Raw genomic sequence first — 16951 nt, forward strand, 5'->3', positions numbered from 1 at the left:
GAACAAAACGACGCGTCGCATCACAATGGACTTATCGATCCCGAGACGTTGTTCTAGCCTTAGTGCTTGTTAAGGAGGTCGGCTACTGTCTCTCCCCGTCGCCGGGCATCGGCGGCGAGCCATACCTCTCCCACCTCGTACAGGTCACCTTGGGTGTGGAACGGCACAATGACGTCAACGGCAGCCGACAGCATGTCAAGAAGCGTTCGATCTTCCACAGCGGCTCCTTGCGGGCTGCTCTTGACGAGGGAAAAGAGCTTTTTGAAGCCCTGGACCGGATCAGCCCCATGGATCGTTGATATTGATCCCGCATGGCCGGAGACGACTTCGCTAAGGTAGGCCCATGCAGCATCATCGCGCATCTCGCCGAGCAATATTCGGTCAGGGCGCATGCGCAAGCTCGCTTGCAGCAGTTGCTCGGCTGTCACCGCACCTACGCCGGCTCGGTCCTTCGGATAGAGTAACCGGACATGGTTCTCGTGCGGGATTACAAGCTCCAGCGTGTCCTCGATACTTATCAGTCTCTCTTGCGGGGGTATAGCGTTGATCAAAGTCTTGCTCATTGTCGTTTTGCCGCTTCCAGTAGGTCCGCAAAGCAGCATCGTGAGCCGTCCCGAAACACACGCTTGCAAAAACTTCTCCAAGTCACCATCGTCGTATTGCTGAAGAATAGTTTGGTCCTGCCGCTCTTGGCGCTGTTTTCGTGACCGCCATTGATTCCAGCGTGAGTATTCGTAGCGAGAAGAAACTTCCTTCAGTTCGGTCACACGACTTGAAGGACGCCGTATCGTCAGGCTTACTGTTCCTGAGGGAACAGCGGGCGGCAAACAGATCTGCAGCCGCTCTCCGTTCGGCAGCTCAGTCGCACAGAGGGGGCTTTGCGGTCCGACATCTTGCTTGCGCAGCGCTCCAGCGAGAATCGCGATGTCCTCCAGATCGTTATAACCTAGTGGTAGCGGATGTTTCGTGAAGACGCCGGCTTGTCGCACAAACGCTTCCCCAGGCCGGTTGATAGCGACCTCTTCGGTCCTCGGCTCCTCAAGCCATTTCAGAACGGGGTCGAGAAGCAAACGCAATTGAGGGTCAGCCTCCGATCGCATTGTTGTCTCTCCGGCGTTGGCGATGTTGGGGGGCTGGCGCCACGACGGTTGCCGTGAGACCGTATACATCCGAGAAATCGAGGTCGCGAGCCACAAAGATGGATACAGCATCTCCCTGGTTTTTCTTCAGGGTTGGCGGGATGTTGACCGTCGCTCTCAGTGTCGTCTCGACGGCTTGTCCGCCATTGCTCTGGAAGCTGTTGATGCCGCTTCCTCCGCCAGAGCTCGCCGCGTATTGACCGGCCGCCTGGAACGCGCCTTGAAGGACGCTCATCAGCATTGCTCCGCCAAAGCGTTCCCGGAAGTGATTATCCACCGTGCCAGGCACTCCGGAGCGGCCGAGCTCGTCAGCGCCCGGCGATGCTATCGAAACGAGGGCATGGTCAGGTGTTTCGATGCGCGTCCACAGCACGAAGACACGCGCATCCCCCTGTTCGAGACCATGCTGGATCTCGCCAATCACGGTCGTCCCACGATCCAAGAGCACGACATTGTTGGTGGCGCCGCGGACGTCTTTAGGTAAGACGCACTTCACATAACCGGGTAAATTTGTGTCGACTGCCGTTTGCAAAAGGCAAGGAATGATCGTTCCTTGAGTAATCACGAGATCAGGGTGCGGCAAAAGTGTGGCCCGGCTCGGCTCCTGTATGTCTGGCTTCAATCGGCCCGACAGATCGCCACCGATCGAAATCTCATCCGCGGTCGCGGGAGCATCCTTGTGGTCGTCTTCGCTCCGCTGAGCCACGTCGGGCTTTTGACTGCTGCTGCTGTAGGCGAAAATTGGTGATTCCTCGGGCGGCGGTTCAGCTGCCGCGGGTTGCGGCGTGGATGGCGCAGGATCTGCCGCCTGCGCCGCCTTTGCAGGTGCTGGAGGTTCGGGAGCAAGCTCAATAGGCACGGGGCGGAACGGCTCGGCGTTCGGGGAAATTGGCGGGTTTGGCTGAGATGGTTCGTCTTGTGTGCTGGGACGACCTCCGAGCCAGATGAGCGATAGAGATGAGATGAGAACAAGACCGGCGACGACCAATTTCTGTGATCCCGAAACATGCCGGCGGGCCGGCTCCGAGACCAACGATCCGGATGCATTTACATCATGTCCCGACTGTGGGCCGGTTTCATTCATCGGCCCGAGCCTTTCAAAACGCGCCACACGTCGGGTCTCACTGTACCGGTCCCCGGCGCTCGTCCAACAGGATCATATGCCCTGTTGAAAATCGACAATACCGTATTGCCATCTCTCAGACGCCATTCCCGGGCGACTGAGGATACTTCAACATAGTCCCCTTTGACTGTGTAGTTGGCAGCGGCTTCCTTGCCGTCGGGATTGATAATGTAGAGGGAGGGTATGCGGGAATTGCTTGCGAAGCCAAATACGGTGGTAAAGCCATCGTCGAAAACTTCCAGCGGCGCCAGCGATCGATCGCCCTTTGCGACGTAGTGAAAATTGCTTTCGTCGGGACTGGCAGTTGCAGCGGGCCGATTCAACAAATCCTGAACCCTCTGTTCCTGCAGCACTTTTGCCCGGGCCTGACCAAGAATCGAGCGCCTTTCTGCTTCCTGTCTCAGAGCAGCAGCCTTATCACCGGGATAGGTGAACTGCACACTGTAGTATAAGTCAGGTTGCTGCTCATCTAATTTTGGCATCGCTCTCGTTGAAATGCTGAAGACGTATCTCCGGGTACCGGACTCACTGTCGGCCAGAACGACGACCGGCTGCGGCGGGAGGATCCGGCTGGCCTTAAAGAACAAGTAGTTGGCGCGAGGGAGCGCAGCCAGGTCTTTGCTATTGGAAACGGCCACGGCTGCGACGGTCTCGTTGGCCGCGAATGTGACGACCAGCGTTGCCCCCACCGCGGTCGACAGGCGCACCACTTCGTCGGGACGGTAAGCCAAGTAGCGCATCCGCGCATCATGCTTGCCGGCAAGCGGGGTGTCTTCCGCGGAAGCCTCCAGCGTTAAAAGTAGTGAACAGGCCAGTGCGAGAAACGCTCTTTTTGTCATGGCTGCACGTAACCCAGGTTCGATACGCTATCTTCCGAGGTTTGATAGGAAGTGACGAGTAGACCTCCCGGATTGGTGAGCCTTGATTGGGCAGGCAGATCTGTCAGGCGCTCGTAGCGGATGGTTGCTGTCCAGGTGGTCACCAACGGCATCTGCCCATCGATGGAAAGGGTGCGTTTGTATCGGATCTGTTGAACGTCCGGACTGATGTCGTTTGAGGAAATATGCCCGACTTCGAGCTTGCCGAGCTTGCCGACTGTGACTTGCGGCGAGGTGGGATTCGGATAATTGAAGAAATCTTGATATTGCTGCCGCACAGCCGGTGCGCTGAAACTGGATACGATGTCATAGCCGTATTGGGCGGAATCGGCTGTGTAGCTCTCGCGCAGGCGTACATATTCCCACAGCGAAGCATTTATGACGGCTCGCTCTTGGGTTGCCGGCAGTCGAGAGACTGACACTTCGCTGTCAACTGTTCCATCCGGGCGTACCCAGAGGAACACAGGTACGAGCTTGGCCAACGGGACCATGGTAGCGATGGTAAATGCCTGCGCAACATTTCCTAGGACTGCCGCTGCCGCAAAGGCCACAAGGGCCTTTGACAGGCGCCGCGCAGACTTTGCTCGTGAAGTTTGAAACGCTTCCACCTTCTTGTAGTGGGCGGCTAGCGTTTCTTTCTCCACCAGAAGGGCATGTTCAGGAAATTTCACTTGGGCTCTTCCGCACATTCGACTTCAAGATCTTCAGGGGTGGTTTCCCATTGTCCCACGTTCAGTTGGAATGGCGAACCGGTGCAGGTCGCAAGCCTGTCGGTTGTCTTGCAGGCCGCCAAAGCAAGTATTGACAGAAGTAGACAGTATTTCATGTGTGGCACCGCGTTGTAGATTGATTAACCACCTGCCGTTTTGGCAATGCGGCGATTTAAGCTGCTAAGAGATTGGTTCGCACCGGCCCAAGAACCGCCGGCGATGCTGCTGGCGATCGTCGGAAGCGCGACGATCAGAGCGTCACCAGCTAGGAAAAGCATATCGAGCTCGTAAAGCCCGATGATCTTGGCTGCTGTCGTACCCGTGTATCTGATCACCGCAAGCATGACTCCCAGCGAGACTGCTTCGGCCGCGATAACTATCGTTGCAACGATGTTGAGGAGGAGAAGCAGCAGCCCGTACGAGAGCAGTTGGCCGATCCATCTGGTAGCCATGTCTCGAGTGTGATCAAAAAGATAGCCTACAAGAACGAGGGGGCCGATCGCCAGGAGCACCTTCGTCAGAATTCCAACGGCATCATAGATCTCGAACGCTGTCCAGAGCGCGCCGTACAAAATCCATTGCGCTCCCTGGAAGGCAAGTATGTCCTGCTGATTCATTGGCCCAATTTCGGAAGCAATCCGCTGAAAGGCAACCTGACTTGCAGCAAACATTACGTCGAGCTTCTGGGGGATACCGATGAAGGGCAAGTTGCTTCCGCTGATCTGGTGAGCAAGCTTTGGAATCGTGTCGTCGAAGACCGCTTCAATGTACTGCTGATAGTTGGCCTGCCCTAAGATGAGCGCGACGACAATCGATACCATGATTACGCGCGAGATACCTCCGCGCGCGTCGACTTGACCACGCATGACCAGAAAGCCTTGGATTATGATCCAAAGCGTGACACACGCAACCAGAGGCGCACTGACCGCCTCTTGGATCCTATCAATCACTTTGTGCAGCCCCAACGTAAAGGCCCCATGAAAGATCGCGTGTATGGCCGTGAATGGCGCAGGAATTTTGAAAACCATTGCGTGAGCCTTATTTGCCCCTGATCAGCGCAGTCGGATGAACTCAGCTCGCTACTCAAAAATTCTGGCGGTCTCCTGGCGTTCGCGGCGCTGCATCGCGGCTTCCTCTGCGGTGTGAAGGCTCGCTTGTGCAGTGGCCATCGTCAGCAGACTCGTGGCCTGGACATTTTGGATAATCGCATCATGAATCTGCTTGAGGACCAGACCGTTGGTGACGGTGGCCTGCACAATATTTCCCGAGCGGGAAAGCTGACCAAGCGTGTTGTCGTTGGCCTTAAGGCGCTTGTCCATTACGCCCAGAGTGTCGGCTGCAAGAGCTGCGGCATTGATGGCACCAGCGATTTGTCCCTGTAACAGTTTCGCTTCTGAATCCGTGCCGTCGACTTTCCGGTTTGGGTTGTCCGCAATTGCACGCGCTTTAATCGAAGTTGGCGCCTGACCCTCAAACATCTGCCTCTCAAGCTGATTGCCCGACGGGTAGTGATTTCCTTGGTTCAGTGAACTTAGCAGCCCCGTGACACCGAATGACGACCCTAGTATCTCCACCATTTCCATCGTGGAAGCGAGCGTCTGGGCTGACTTTATCAGGATCTGCGCAGTGGAAACCGCTGTTAAGCCCGCTTGTGTTACTACCGCCGGGTCGATGACGACAAATTGCGACCGGGCCTGTCCGCTAAGCAGAAAGGAAGCGGCAAGCGTCGTTGCTGCAAGCGTGGGAAATCTCATGAATATTCCTCCGTCAGTCTTGAATTTCGTGGTAACGAGCCATGAACTTGTCGAGCCACGCACTTGGGGCATCTCCGTGCTGGTCACGAAGCTGGTCGACAAAGCGCACGGTGTTGGCCCGCCCCGAGAGTACGGCTACATACTCGCGCATCTGGCCAAGATCGAATTCGCAAACAACACTCCCGCTCTCGCGCTTGAGCAAAAACTTGCGGCTGCCAATTGCCATTCCCTGGCGGATTGCCTCGAACTCCTGCGTGGTGCACTTCAAGCCATCGACATACGCGGCCCGGTCGGCCGTCGGTGATGGGTAGAAGATCTTGGTCATGCATTGTGCAACGAGACTGGCTCCGAGGGGCGATTCAAGCACGTGTTCAGGCTGCTGCGTTGCGAGTATCAACATGCCGTTGTTCTTGCGGACGGTGAGCAGGAACTTGTCGATAACAGCCGAGAACTGCGGGTTGAGCAGATAGAAGCGAAATTCGTCGCAGCTCATGACGAACCGACGGCCATCGACAACAGCGCCCACGCGGTGCAGAAGATATGCGGCGGCCGGCGCACAGACCTCCTCAAATTCCAGGAGCTGCGTCATGTCGAAGCCGGTAATGGAGGCATCCAGCCTGACTTCGTCCTCATCGCCGTCAAAGGCCCATCCAAGCGCATTCCCTCTACACCACCGCTGCAGCCGTGCTCCCGCGCCCTCCGAGGGGCTGTGCAGCAGGAATTCGCGCAGGCCCGCAAGTGAGCGCATGGCGGGTTCGAACGAAAGTTGACGAAGAATGCCACGTTCCAGTCGACGGCTTTCCTCCGGCGAGATCGGACCACGGCCGTCACTCTCGATGAGGGCCATCAGCCATTCGCGCAGAAAGTCCAACGAGGCGGAGGTGTTGTCCAGTCCGCGCAGAGGGGCCAAGCCGCTCGGAGCGCCTCTGCGCAACGCAAGGTATGTCCCTCCCGTGGCTCGCACCAGCAGTTCACCACCCCGGTCTTTATCGAAAAAGACGATGGCACCATTGCGATCGACCACGCTTTGCTCAAGCATCGCGAGGATAAAGGTCATCAGCGTCGTCTTGCCTTTGCCGACGGGTCCGAATATCGCCGTCATGCCGACGTCATTCTCATGGGGGATGTAGTCGAAAGACGTTCCACCGTTTGTGCGAAAGCGCGCAACAGCTTTGCCCCAGTGGCCGGAGCTGGAACCGCTGGGGAAGTTCTCAAATGAGACAAGCCCGGCAAAATTGTACGAGGTGATCGCGCCGGGGCGCGTGCGCCACCTGTTGTTCCCCGGGAGTTGGGACCAGTACGCGGCCTCCATGCCGATACCCTCTTGGACGATAACGGCGCCTGTGTCGGCCAGCCTTGCGCGCGCATTTGCTGCGCGATCTGCAAGGCTATTGAGGCTGTCGCCATAGACGCACAGGCTCAGATGATGCGAACCCATGACGAACTCGTTGCTTGCCAGTGCGTCCTCTGCCTCGGCAAGTTCATTGATCTGGGTGAGAGCCTTGTCGCCGGCGCTCGTCATCTGGCTGGATTTAAGGCTAAGCTTCGCATGAGCTTGTGGCCGAGTGAGGAAGGAAAAGCTCTGGCTCAGGACAAGCGGGAAGTTGGCGGACAGTAAGGGATTTAACATGCCTGGCCGCGTCGTCGCCGGATATTCACGGAACGAAAACAATGATCCCACGGAGCTATCCCCGGGTCTTCGAATCTCAAGCGCCCGCTTCCCGCAGATGACCCGATCAGTGTAGATCGAGGCGCCAAGCGAGCCGGTAACCATCGGAACCGGAAGAAACCGGCAAGTCATTATCAACCGAAGCGCCTCACCAATTTCCGTGAAGAGCACGTTGCCTTTCTCGCGAATACCCAACCGGCGCAGACCGTAACCGCCGAGTGAGCCAGCAATGATCTGCCAGAGGTCCTCCAGGCTTCGCATTTGTGTGGCCAGATCGTTGTCATTCCGTCTGGGGGATTTGGCAATGCGCCAGCCTATCTTGCCGATTGCGGTGCGGGGGGACACGACGATAGTGAGGAAGTGATCGTTGCGAAAGAGCTTGCCCGACAGCACATGGCGCTCATAGGCCTCGCTCAGACTGCCAGCAAATGCACTTTGAAACTGGCGCGATGCCGGCTCCGGCACATCGTTATTGCGCACAAGATGAGCGTATAGCGTGACATTGTCATCCGCGATGTTGCGCAAGAGAGTGTTGAACGCGCGGCAGCGCGAATTGCGCATCTCTGCGTCTTCCAAATCAAAGGGCAGGCCGTTCACGTGTGCCATGGCCATGATCGATCCGTCTTCCAGCAGGACAACCTGATCGCTGAGATGACCGACATACGGAAGATAGATCTCGCCAGATCTCTCGGTCCGGCCACTGGCGCCAAACATTACACCATTCCTCTTCCGCGTTTCGGCACTCTGATCGGATTGGCGCTGACGCTCGCGCCACCCCAGACCGGCCCGTCCACGCTTCTGCCGGCAGTCTGCAAATAGAGGAGCGCGACGCTTGCGGCGTTATAGTCACGCTCAACCACCAGCCGTGCCCCGAACCAGAGTGGCACGAGCACGATTTCATAAAGTGGGTTTTGAAGGACAATGATGACGAGACCAGCCAACATCATCAGCAATCCGGCCAGCGTCAGCGGCACCCCCAGAAACAGTGCGGGGCGTGTCGCCGCCACATAGAGGGTGCTCACTTCCAACCGGTCGCTCATCAGCCACCGCCTATGAGCGCCTTGCCCAGGAAGCTGGCGCCGAACATGATGACGATCCCTCCAACGACACCCGCAACCAAGCCAAGTGAAGCACGACCGAACATCCAAGAGATGCCGATGGCCACGAGTCCGAGCACGGCCAGTGATTGTCCGAAGGGGCCAAGTATGAAGGTGCAGATATTCTGGACCATCTTGGCGGGATCCGTCCCTCCGGTCACCTGAGCCGAGGCTGGCGCGATGGAGAAGACCGTCCACGCGGCGCCTGCAGCAGCGGCCGGTACATATTCAGCCGCCGTGCGCAGCATGGAAAAAGGCGAAGGAACACGCGTTTTAAGCGCACGAAGTATTTTGAGTGGCTTCATCATTGTATCTCCATGGTTCAATCGAATACGAGTTTGTTCGGGTTCGAGGGTTCCCGCTCTTCCGCAGCCTGGCTGCCTGTCGGACCGGAGGGATCGGCCCCGGAGCGGTTTGACTCATACGAGCCCCAGATGTCCCAAGAATTTTGGTTGGGCTGCTTTCCATTGGCCTGTTGGCTCTGTTGGAGCAGAGGCGGCACGGCTTTCCGACCGGATGCCTCAAGGCGTGGCGCATCTGGAGCGGTCGGCTCCAGCGTTCGCTCGAGATGACTCGCGATGTCCTTTGCGGCCGACTCGACCTTGCGTACATAACCGTTGGTGAAGCCACGCGTGACGTCGCCCGTGTTGTAGGCCGAGATGGCACGGCGAAGCGCCAGTTGCTGCGCCGGAGCAGTCGTGCCGCCGGCATACCGGCTTTCAAGCAAGTGGGCGGCGGCCGATAGCGAGGCGCAGGGCTCGAAAGCCTTTTCCGGCGTGAGATTGAGGAAGGAAAAGTTCTTGCTGTTTATCTGCATCAATCCGACATCGACAGAATGTTGTGCTTCGAGGCGGTTCTTGATGCCCCGCATCGCTTTCAGGTGGTCTGTCCAGCGAAGCTGCTCACCTGTGGTGTTGTCATGAGCCACCAGCGTTTCAAAGCCACTTTCAATTTTGGCAATCGCGGCGAGCGTGGACGGCGCAACCCAGGGAGCGCATTTGCGCGATAGGCGGTGGAATTCACGGGGCGAAAGTGGCGCGGGCTCGGCTGGGAATGACATGGATGTCAACAGGGCGATGGCCAGCGGCCAAGCTGCAATAAACATTCCTATCCCCTACCTTTCCAAGCGTCCGGACCGGTTCTGGCCCTGTCCGGCACGCGCTTATCGGGCAGGTTTGTTACTGCGTGATGTTCAAGTTCAGCTTTTCGGTTTCAACTGAAGCAAAGAGCTTGTTCATGTCCGGGTGCATGGGCACCTTGCGCATGCACGGGTTGCGCGGGCGCGATCAGCCGGCACATCTCGACCATCGTGGTGGACCATTCCTGCGCGGGATTGCCCGCCCCGGCCGTCCGTTGCTCCTGCAGCGTCAACCGCGACTTGGCATGGGCGGTGATGGAATCTTGTGTCAGCGCCTGGCCGAAGGACAAAATGGGGAGCTTGGCGGGTTCATCTCAGGCTGCGGAAGCTTGGGTCGATCGAACGCGAGAACCGACTAGGGCGCCGAGCTGCCCAATGTTGCGGCATGCTGCCGTTGTTGCAAGAGACAGCCATGCGCCCTGCATACTCAGGCATTGGTTGAAACCGCGAGTTCGTCCGCGAAGCTCGTCGGAGGCGCAAAATACGCGGGGACGAGGGTCAACTGGGAAGACGTGGCGGCGCAGCCGGCCTGGTGCGAGACCTGGTTCAGCTGTTCGGCCGCGCCGCGAACTGGTGGGTCACGCACAGTCCCATCGGCAGAAACCGCAGGCGGATTGACGCAGTCCGACAGCGCTCTCGACAAGTACAGTGACAGGCTCAAAAGGAAGGTATTGCATCAACTGAGAAATGTTAGCTCGCAAGGTAACCGTAACCGTAACCGGACCTGCCGATCGCCGGGAACAGGATTGGCGCCGCCGGCCACCTCCCAATGACCTGCCTTGGGCAGGAGACATACCGTTGGCACAAGGCCACTATAGCGAATCACGGCCGTTCTTCGGCCAACCGCCTCTGCGATCAGTCAACCGCCGCGGTGCTCCACCGCGTCGGAGCCGCACGCACGAGCGGGAGGATTTCGAGGTGATCCAGGTCCGCAAGCGCCAGAAACGCGAAGAAGATGCAAGGACATGGCAAGCGACCGGGCGTCCGTGCCGTCGTAATCAAGTGGTGTTGGCAGGCCTACACCAACGGCGGAGCTCGCGAATAAGCGAAGGACCACTCGGCAGGGTCATACCGGCGCTTGCAGCTGTGGTGGCCACCGGCTGCCTGGATGCGATCAATTCGCTGTGGATGAAAAGACCAGGCCGAGCAACGGCCTCACATTGGCCGCACGCACCGGCGAGTGGTAGCAAGGGGCAGCTGTCCTGCGCCGGTGCCCAAGGGTTGCTCGGCAACAGCTTTAGACAAGGGGATTCAAGATTGAAGGTGAGCCGTTGAAACATGTTCTTGTCATTGACGATGATGCCGCAATGCGACGCCTCATCTCCCAGTATCTCATGATGCATGCCTTGAAGGTGACCGCAGTCAACGATAGCAAGCAGTTTAACTACGTTCTATCGCATGAGCCAGTTGATCTCGTGGTTGTTGACCTCAACCTAGGCCGGGAGGATGGGCTTGCCATCGTCCGCAACCTGGCGACAAAATCGGATCTACCCATCATAGTGATCAGCGGCGACCGGCTTGATGAGGCGGAAAAAGTCGTTGCGCTGGAGCTCGGCGCAACCGATTTCATCCCCAAGCCTTTCGGGCTGCGCGAGTTCTTGGCCCGCATTCGAGTAGGGCTACGCCAGCGCATTTCCAGTCCGCGGACGAAAGATCATCGCTCATTTCGGTTCGGAGCCTGGAAGCTCAGCGTCAAGCAGCGGCGACTGATCTGTGCGGAGCGTGGCGAAGTCAAGCTTACCGCATGTGAGTTCAACCTGCTGATCGCGTTCCTGGAGAACCCCCGCAATGTCCTATCCAGAGAACGGCTTTTGCTCGCGAGCCGTGTGCGTGGAGAAGAGGTCTACGATCGAAGTATCGATGTCCTAATCTTGCGCTTGCGCCGAAAGCTGGAGGCTGATGCGGCCAATCCAAGGCTAGTCAAGACATGCCGTGGTGCAGGGTATTTCTTCAACGCTGACGTAGACGTTAGCTACGGAGGCACCTTGGCCGCGTGACAGGAGCTATTCTGGAGATTGGCTGACGAGGCTGATGAAGCGTGGCGGTGTTTTCTGGCGGCCCTTAGCTCGGCGCCTGGATGTCGGACCCGAGGCAGCATCTCGTCGATCTGGCTGGGATGGCTGTTGACGATCCTGGTGGTGAGGACGTCGGCGAGATAACCGAGTGACCCGACACCATCGAGCCTGCAGCTTTCGATCAGCGACGCAATGACTGCCCAGTGTTCGGCACCGTCGTTCGAGCCGGCGAAGAGCGCGTTCTTGCGGACGGATTGAGCGCTCGACGGTGTTGTTGTCGATCTCGGTGCGACCGTCGTCAACGAAGCGCGAGAGGCCTTCGCAGCGTGAGAGCGTGTAGCGGATTGCCTCGGCGACCTTGGTCTTCTGACCGATCAGGCCGAGCTTTCACGCAGCCAAGGTTCAAGATGGCGACAATAGCGCGGCTATTTTCCCGACGCGTCGCACGGCGTTCATCGGCCGATCGGCCGCGGATATCGTCCTCGATCTTATTGAGGTGGGCGATCGTCTCAGCGCCTCGCTGGCGATCGGCGAGTTCCAGGCCTACATCGCCTTCCAACAGTGCCAGCCTGATCAATTGCGGCGAGAGCTACCGGTCCGGAGATCGCATCAGCCTCTCCCTCGCCAAAAGAGCTGTTCTGATTAGCCATCGAGCTCAACGCCCAGAGTCGGAGCGCTCTCTGCTCCTGAAGGAAGCCATGAGGTCCGCTCGGGCTTGATCGGAGGCTTGGCCGATGGACGTTGTGTTTGCGTCGCTCGGCTGCCGCCCGATGGCGAGGCTTTGCGAATTGTCAGTCCTCTGCCTTTTCGCCGGTCTCAACGGCGCTGTGTAACGTTCAGTGTTGATGATGACGCCCCCGCTGTTCACGCGGTTGCTCCTGTCCAGTGTACTCGTCAGCTTGTCCTCGGCCTCGCGCGTCTTGCCCAAGTGCCGTTCAAACGGCGCTGGCGCGACCTGTCTGGCTTGCTGCTCTTGCAACGCGGCGTGTTGCACCTGCGACCCGGCTGCTGCAAAAGCTTCCGCGGGGCTTGCGGCAAGCTCGTGCGGCAAGCGGCCCTCTCTCAGTCGGTTTTGCAGCGCCTGCCGATCGGCGACGAGGTAGTTGAGGTGCAGCGGCAGCTGCTGGTCTGGCCGCTCTTCGTTCGCCAATCGACGAACCAGCTCGCGCGTGCCGTCCACCACGAAGACGCCGCAGTCAACAGCGTTTTTCTGCTGCGCCATGTCGGGTGTTACCAGGGTCGCGTCCAGTCTTGTAGCGAGCTTTCGTGCAGGCGCGTCGTTGTATCGCTGTTCATTTTGCTGGATGGAGTCGTAGTGATAGGCGACGGCTCTTTCCGGATCGCGGCGATCTACGAGGAGCAGCGACCAATGGGTGCCGCGGTCAATACCCACCCCATCGTTCACTGGCACGAACAGGAAGTCGGATGGGCCGGCGTTTCGATTATAAATCGACTGCAATGTGCCTCGCGCGTCTTGCTGCTCCATGTGGCGCAGCAGATGGGAGACCGACGGATCGACCAGCCGCGTCCGGGCGGCGAGCGCTGGATCGGCCTGCTGCAGCTGCTGCTCGAGGAATTCGTAATCCCTCTGGATATGTTCGTCGCCCAGCAGTTGGGTGGCCCCGAGCACCGCCCCCCGGGGGAGATTGGACGAGCCTGACGGAAGGGCTTCGATGTGTGCATCGGAGGAGGTGGTCAGATCGACCAACGGAACCCCGAGATGGGTGTCTGAGAGCCTGGCGGTCGCTGGCAAGGCGGGTCCCGGAGCCCTTGCCGGTACTGCTGCCGCTCCAGCTTCCCTTATCGCTCCGCGATGGAGGAGCCAAACGTCGTTGCCCTCCTCTGGCCTCCGGGCGGTGTAGCCGTGGCCTTTAATCTCGTAGTTCCATTCCGGCTTGTCCGCGTCCGGCAAGAGGCCATAATGGTACAAGGAAGAGAGCATCGCCTCTGGGACGCGTTGAGTCCCATGGGAGAAGTCTTTGGGGACGGCGAACGAAACATTTATGGAGTCCTCGATCGCAGCCGGGGGCGCCTCGGACCTTGCTGAGGGCGCGGCCCCCGCATGCAGCCTTCCGATGTGTTCGGACCCTGTCCCTTGAACCGGTACCCCTTGCAATGGCAATTCACCCAATTGCCGGATGGGGGGCTGCATCGGCACGCGGCCGCCTGAATTGCCGATTTCGCTCGGCTGCTGCTGAATGGCGGCGGCTTGCGGCGTATTCAGGGCCCTCTGCCTCTTCGCTGGCCGGAACAGCGCTGTGGAATGTTCGTTGTTGATGATGCCCCCCTGGGGTGGCAGGTGGTTGCCCTGGTCAAGCGCATCCGGCGAGGGCCGGATCTGCTGTTGGCTGGCAGCCAAGACTGGCGGGGCGGCGGCCTGAACTCCGGCGTGCCCAGAGCCGGCCGCGGCGAAAGCGTCCGACACGCTTCTATTGGGGTCCTCCGGTCCAGCACGCATCCCTGGGTTGCTGAGCGAAGACGAGGCGGCTTGATCATCCTGCCGCTGCTGAAGCACTTCGCGGAACCCCTGTTCCAGTCGCAGAAGCTCCTCTGCATTGGTTGGCGGCTGGTGAGCTCGATCATCGAACAGCGGCCGGAGCGCCTCGGGAACCTCCGCGCTGAAAGAAGGCGAGGTGGCTTGATCACCCTGCCGCTGCTCAAGCACTTCGCGGAGCCCCTGTTCCAGTCGCAGAAGCTCCTCTGGGTTGGTTGGCGGCTGGTGAGCTCGATCATCGAGCAGCGGTCGGAGCGCCTCGGGAACCTCCGCGCTGAAAGAAGACGAGGTGGCTTGATCATCCTGCCGCTGCTGAAGCACTTCGCGGAACCCCTGTTCCAGTCGCAGAAGCTCCTCTGGATTGGTTGGCGGCTTGTGAGCTCGATTATCGAACAGCGGCCGCAAGGCCTCGGGAACCTCCGCATTGTGAACCCGCTGCAGCGCCAAGCGGAGTTTCTTGTTGCCTGGAAACAACGCCTCGGCGAGTTCGGTCCGCGAATTGTGATCCAGCCCAGAGATCGTCTGGCCCCGACTCTCAAGCTCCTCAGAAAATCTGCGAAGAAGACGACCATAGACGACACGGGTGCTTAAGGCCAACCCGCTGTCACTGCTTAATTTTTCCAAGATACGCGCATCTGCCTTTGCCGGCACCGCCGCTGGCCACCAGCCAGTCGCTGCATAGCCCGGATCATGATACGCACGTAGGACGTTCAACGCCGTTTTAATGTTCTGGTCATTCGGAAAGAAAGTATCGAGGTGATCGACCAGGGATTGGTGATTTTTTAGATCAGTCGCTTGGCCACGAGCGCCGAGATCATTCGCCAATCGGCGAAGCGCATTCGAGTATATTCGCAGCGTCTCCGCGCTCTGGTTTTGCTGAGCCGCAGCGCGGTCGATCGCCTTATCAATAACGTCCCGGTGTTCGGCGGACAGATGGGGATAGCTGGCAGCAGGGCCGCCAGCAGTCGCTGAATAGCCCGGCTCATGATACGCACGAAGGGCCTTCAACGCGCTCTTCATATCCACGTCTTTCGGAAAGAAAGCACCGACGTGATCGACCAGGAATTTGTGATTTCTTAGATCGGTCGCTTGGCCACGAGCGCTGAGATCATTCGCCAACCGGCGAAGTGCAAACGTGTATTTTCGGGCCGTGGTCTCGCTATATTTTTCCTGGGAGTGGGCGATCGCTCTATCAATAAGGTCCCGGTGTTCGTCGGACAGATGGTGATAGCGGGAAGCACGGGCGCCACTCGCAACGGGGTCGGCTCGGCGCGGCTCGGCCACGTGCTGCTCAAAGCCCGCTTGCCGCGCTTGGCCAGCATCCGGCAAGGGGCCAGGGCGGTCCAAGAAAGGGAGCATCGCGTCTGGGACGCGTTGAGTCCCATGGGAGAAGTCTTTGGGGACGGCGAACGAAACATTTATGGAGTCCTCGATGGCAGCGGGGGGTGCCTCAGCCCTTGCGGAGGGCGCGGCCTCCGCATGCAGCCTTCCGATGTGTTCGGACCCTGTCCCTTGAACCGGTACCCCTTGCAATGGCAATTCACCCAATTGCCGCATGGGGGGCTGCATCGGCACGCGGCCGCCTGAATTGCCGATTTCGCTCGGCGGCTGCTGAATGGCGGCGGCTTGCGGCGTATTCAGGGCCCTCTGCCTCTCCGCTGGCCGCAACAGCGGTGTGGAATGTTCATTGTTGATGATGCCCCCCTGGGGTGGCAGGTGGTTGCCCTGGTCGAGCGCATCCGGCCAGGGCCGGATCTGCTGTTGGCTGGCAGCCAAGACTGGCGGGGCGGCGGCCTGAACTCCGGCGTGCCCAGATGTTGCGAAAGCCTCCGACACGCTTCTGTTAGGGTCCTCCGGTCCAGCACGCATCCCTGGGTTGCTGAGCGAAGACGAGGCGGCTTGATCATCCTGCCGCTGCTGAAGCACTTCGCGGAACCCCTGTTCCAGTCGCAGAAGCTCCTCTGCATTGGTTGGCGGCTGGTGAGCTCGATCATCGAACAGCGGCCGGAGCGCCTCGGGAACCTCAGCGCTGAAAGAAGGCGAGGCGGCTTGCTCATCCTGCCATTGCTGAAGCACTTCGCGGAGCCCCTGGTCCAGTCGCTGAAGCTCCTCTGGATTGGTTGGCGACTCGTCAGCTTGATCGAACAGCCTCCGGGCCTCGGCAAGGTGCTGCTCAACGCCCACTTGCCTGGCCTGGACCGCTTGATCCTCTTCCAAGCCGGCGTCCTGCACCTGCGGCAAAGCTGTTACACGGGATGGATTTTTTCGCGGGTCCACACTAGCCTCACATCAAACTGTATCGTCAAAAATCCTGCGCCAATTCACGCAGCGGGTCATCGAGTTGAGATTCTGCCGAGAGCCCCTCGTCCGCTATCGTCAAGGGTACCGGCTCCGGGAGGGCGCCTGTCTGGCTTTCAAAGGTGCGTTTCAGGATGCGGTCCGAAAAATATCGCACCTTCCTCAGTTGCAATGGCGGCAGACCTTTGATGAGAACAATCTCGTACTCGTCATTGAGCAGCCGAACCTGTTCGGGACGCAGCAGCGGCGCACCTTGAAACGAATTCTGAATGTTCCAATCGGACGTTCGCGCCTGGCTGGCAAGGCCGTGAACGGGATTCGAGGAGAAACCGTCACTTACCATGGCCGAGACCTCAACGGCCGGAGCGATCTCTGCTTCTGGAGGCAGCCATTAGATCCTCGCGGGCGTGATTATAGGGGTGACTTAGGGACTGCCCGATTTCACCACCCCGCCGCAGCTGTTGACGGGAGGTTTGCGGGCCTACTGTATCACGGACTGAAGCCGCAATACCTGCTATGTGGTCGTCCAAATTCGCATTCCGTTCCTCTACTGCATGCCGCGGCGGAGGCATGTGCGGCAAGATATCTTGCATGCCGGGAACTGCGTGAGCTTGGGCCTGTTGATTTGCGTCGAAC

General features: G+C 59.0%; 14 protein-coding genes and 2 pseudogenes. 1 reads left to right on the forward strand and 15 read right to left on the reverse strand.

From position 1 onward, the window contains the following. Window positions 1-59 precede the first annotated feature (59 nt). From virB11 to AC0L3I_RS32135, 12 genes are all read right to left on the reverse strand, one after another. Window positions 60-1100, reverse strand: a complete 1041-nt coding sequence (gene virB11, locus AC0L3I_RS32080) for a P-type DNA transfer ATPase VirB11 (RefSeq protein WP_027056317.1) — start codon at window positions 1098-1100, stop codon at window positions 60-62. After that, window positions 1084-2223: a type IV secretion system protein VirB10 gene (gene virB10 / locus AC0L3I_RS32085; RefSeq protein ID WP_473529584.1), complete on the reverse strand. Its 1140-nt coding sequence runs from the start codon at window positions 2221-2223 to the stop codon at window positions 1084-1086. The genes virB11 and virB10 overlap by 17 nt, the downstream gene beginning before the upstream one ends. After that, window positions 2220-3101 (reverse strand): TrbG/VirB9 family P-type conjugative transfer protein, encoded by an 882-nt coding sequence (locus AC0L3I_RS32090; protein ID WP_473529585.1) that lies wholly within the window; start codon window positions 3099-3101, stop codon window positions 2220-2222. Before AC0L3I_RS32090 ends, virB10 begins: the two co-directional genes overlap by 4 nt. Further along, on the reverse strand, window positions 3098-3811 hold the full coding sequence (locus AC0L3I_RS32095; RefSeq protein ID WP_473529586.1) for a type IV secretion system protein VirB8: 714 nt from the start codon (window positions 3809-3811) through the stop codon (window positions 3098-3100). The genes AC0L3I_RS32090 and AC0L3I_RS32095 overlap by 4 nt, the downstream gene beginning before the upstream one ends. Next, a complete protein-coding gene (locus AC0L3I_RS32100) occupies window positions 3808-3966 on the reverse strand; it encodes a type IV secretion system lipoprotein VirB7 (protein ID WP_436251093.1) in 159 nt (52 codons plus the stop codon). The genes AC0L3I_RS32095 and AC0L3I_RS32100 overlap by 4 nt, the downstream gene beginning before the upstream one ends. Before the next feature lie 24 nt (window positions 3967-3990). After that, complete coding sequence (locus AC0L3I_RS32105; RefSeq protein ID WP_473529587.1) at window positions 3991-4878, reverse strand: type IV secretion system protein; 888 nt, start codon at window positions 4876-4878, stop codon at window positions 3991-3993. A 51-nt stretch (window positions 4879-4929) separates the two neighbouring features. After that, on the reverse strand, window positions 4930-5604 hold the full coding sequence (locus AC0L3I_RS32110) for a TrbJ/VirB5 family protein (RefSeq protein WP_473529588.1): 675 nt from the start codon (window positions 5602-5604) through the stop codon (window positions 4930-4932). Between the two features lie 13 nt (window positions 5605-5617). After that, window positions 5618-7987 (reverse strand): type IV secretion/conjugal transfer ATPase VirB4, encoded by a 2370-nt coding sequence (gene virB4, locus AC0L3I_RS32115; protein ID WP_473529589.1) that lies wholly within the window; start codon window positions 7985-7987, stop codon window positions 5618-5620. Then, window positions 7987-8313, reverse strand: coding sequence for a type IV secretion system protein VirB3 (locus tag AC0L3I_RS32120; protein ID WP_019856520.1), 327 nt, complete (start codon window positions 8311-8313; stop codon window positions 7987-7989). The genes virB4 and AC0L3I_RS32120 overlap by 1 nt, the downstream gene beginning before the upstream one ends. Then, window positions 8313-8618, reverse strand: coding sequence for a pilin major subunit VirB2 (virB2, locus tag AC0L3I_RS32125; RefSeq protein ID WP_473529595.1), 306 nt, complete (start codon window positions 8616-8618; stop codon window positions 8313-8315). Before virB2 ends, AC0L3I_RS32120 begins: the two co-directional genes overlap by 1 nt. Window positions 8619-8692: 74 nt before the next feature. After that, on the reverse strand, window positions 8693-9475 hold the full coding sequence (locus tag AC0L3I_RS32130; RefSeq protein ID WP_473529590.1) for a type IV secretion system lytic transglycosylase VirB1: 783 nt from the start codon (window positions 9473-9475) through the stop codon (window positions 8693-8695). 107 nt (window positions 9476-9582) lie between these two features. Next, complete coding sequence (locus AC0L3I_RS32135) at window positions 9583-9798, reverse strand: hypothetical protein (RefSeq protein ID WP_473529591.1); 216 nt, start codon at window positions 9796-9798, stop codon at window positions 9583-9585. A gap of 981 nt (window positions 9799-10779) precedes the next feature. Between AC0L3I_RS32135 and virG the strand changes: the two genes are divergently transcribed. After that, window positions 10780-11505 (forward strand): two-component system response regulator VirG, encoded by a 726-nt coding sequence (virG, locus tag AC0L3I_RS32140; RefSeq protein ID WP_027033428.1) that lies wholly within the window; start codon window positions 10780-10782, stop codon window positions 11503-11505. Window positions 11506-11597: 92 nt separating this feature from the next. Here virG and AC0L3I_RS32145 read toward each other — a convergent pair. From AC0L3I_RS32145 to AC0L3I_RS32155, 3 genes and pseudogenes are all read right to left on the reverse strand, one after another. Then, window positions 11598-12057 (reverse strand): annotated as a pseudogene (locus AC0L3I_RS32145) (IS66 family transposase); the annotation flags it as partial. Window positions 12058-12178: 121 nt separating this feature from the next. Further along, window positions 12179-16234, reverse strand: coding sequence for a Ulp1 family isopeptidase (locus AC0L3I_RS32150; protein WP_473529592.1), 4056 nt, complete (start codon window positions 16232-16234; stop codon window positions 12179-12181). An 85-nt stretch (window positions 16235-16319) separates the two neighbouring features. Then, window positions 16320-16613 (reverse strand): annotated as a pseudogene (locus AC0L3I_RS32155) (type IV secretory system conjugative DNA transfer family protein); the annotation flags it as partial. Window positions 16614-16951 lie beyond the last annotated feature (338 nt).

This window comes from Mesorhizobium sp. WSM4840 (assembly GCF_055811755.1).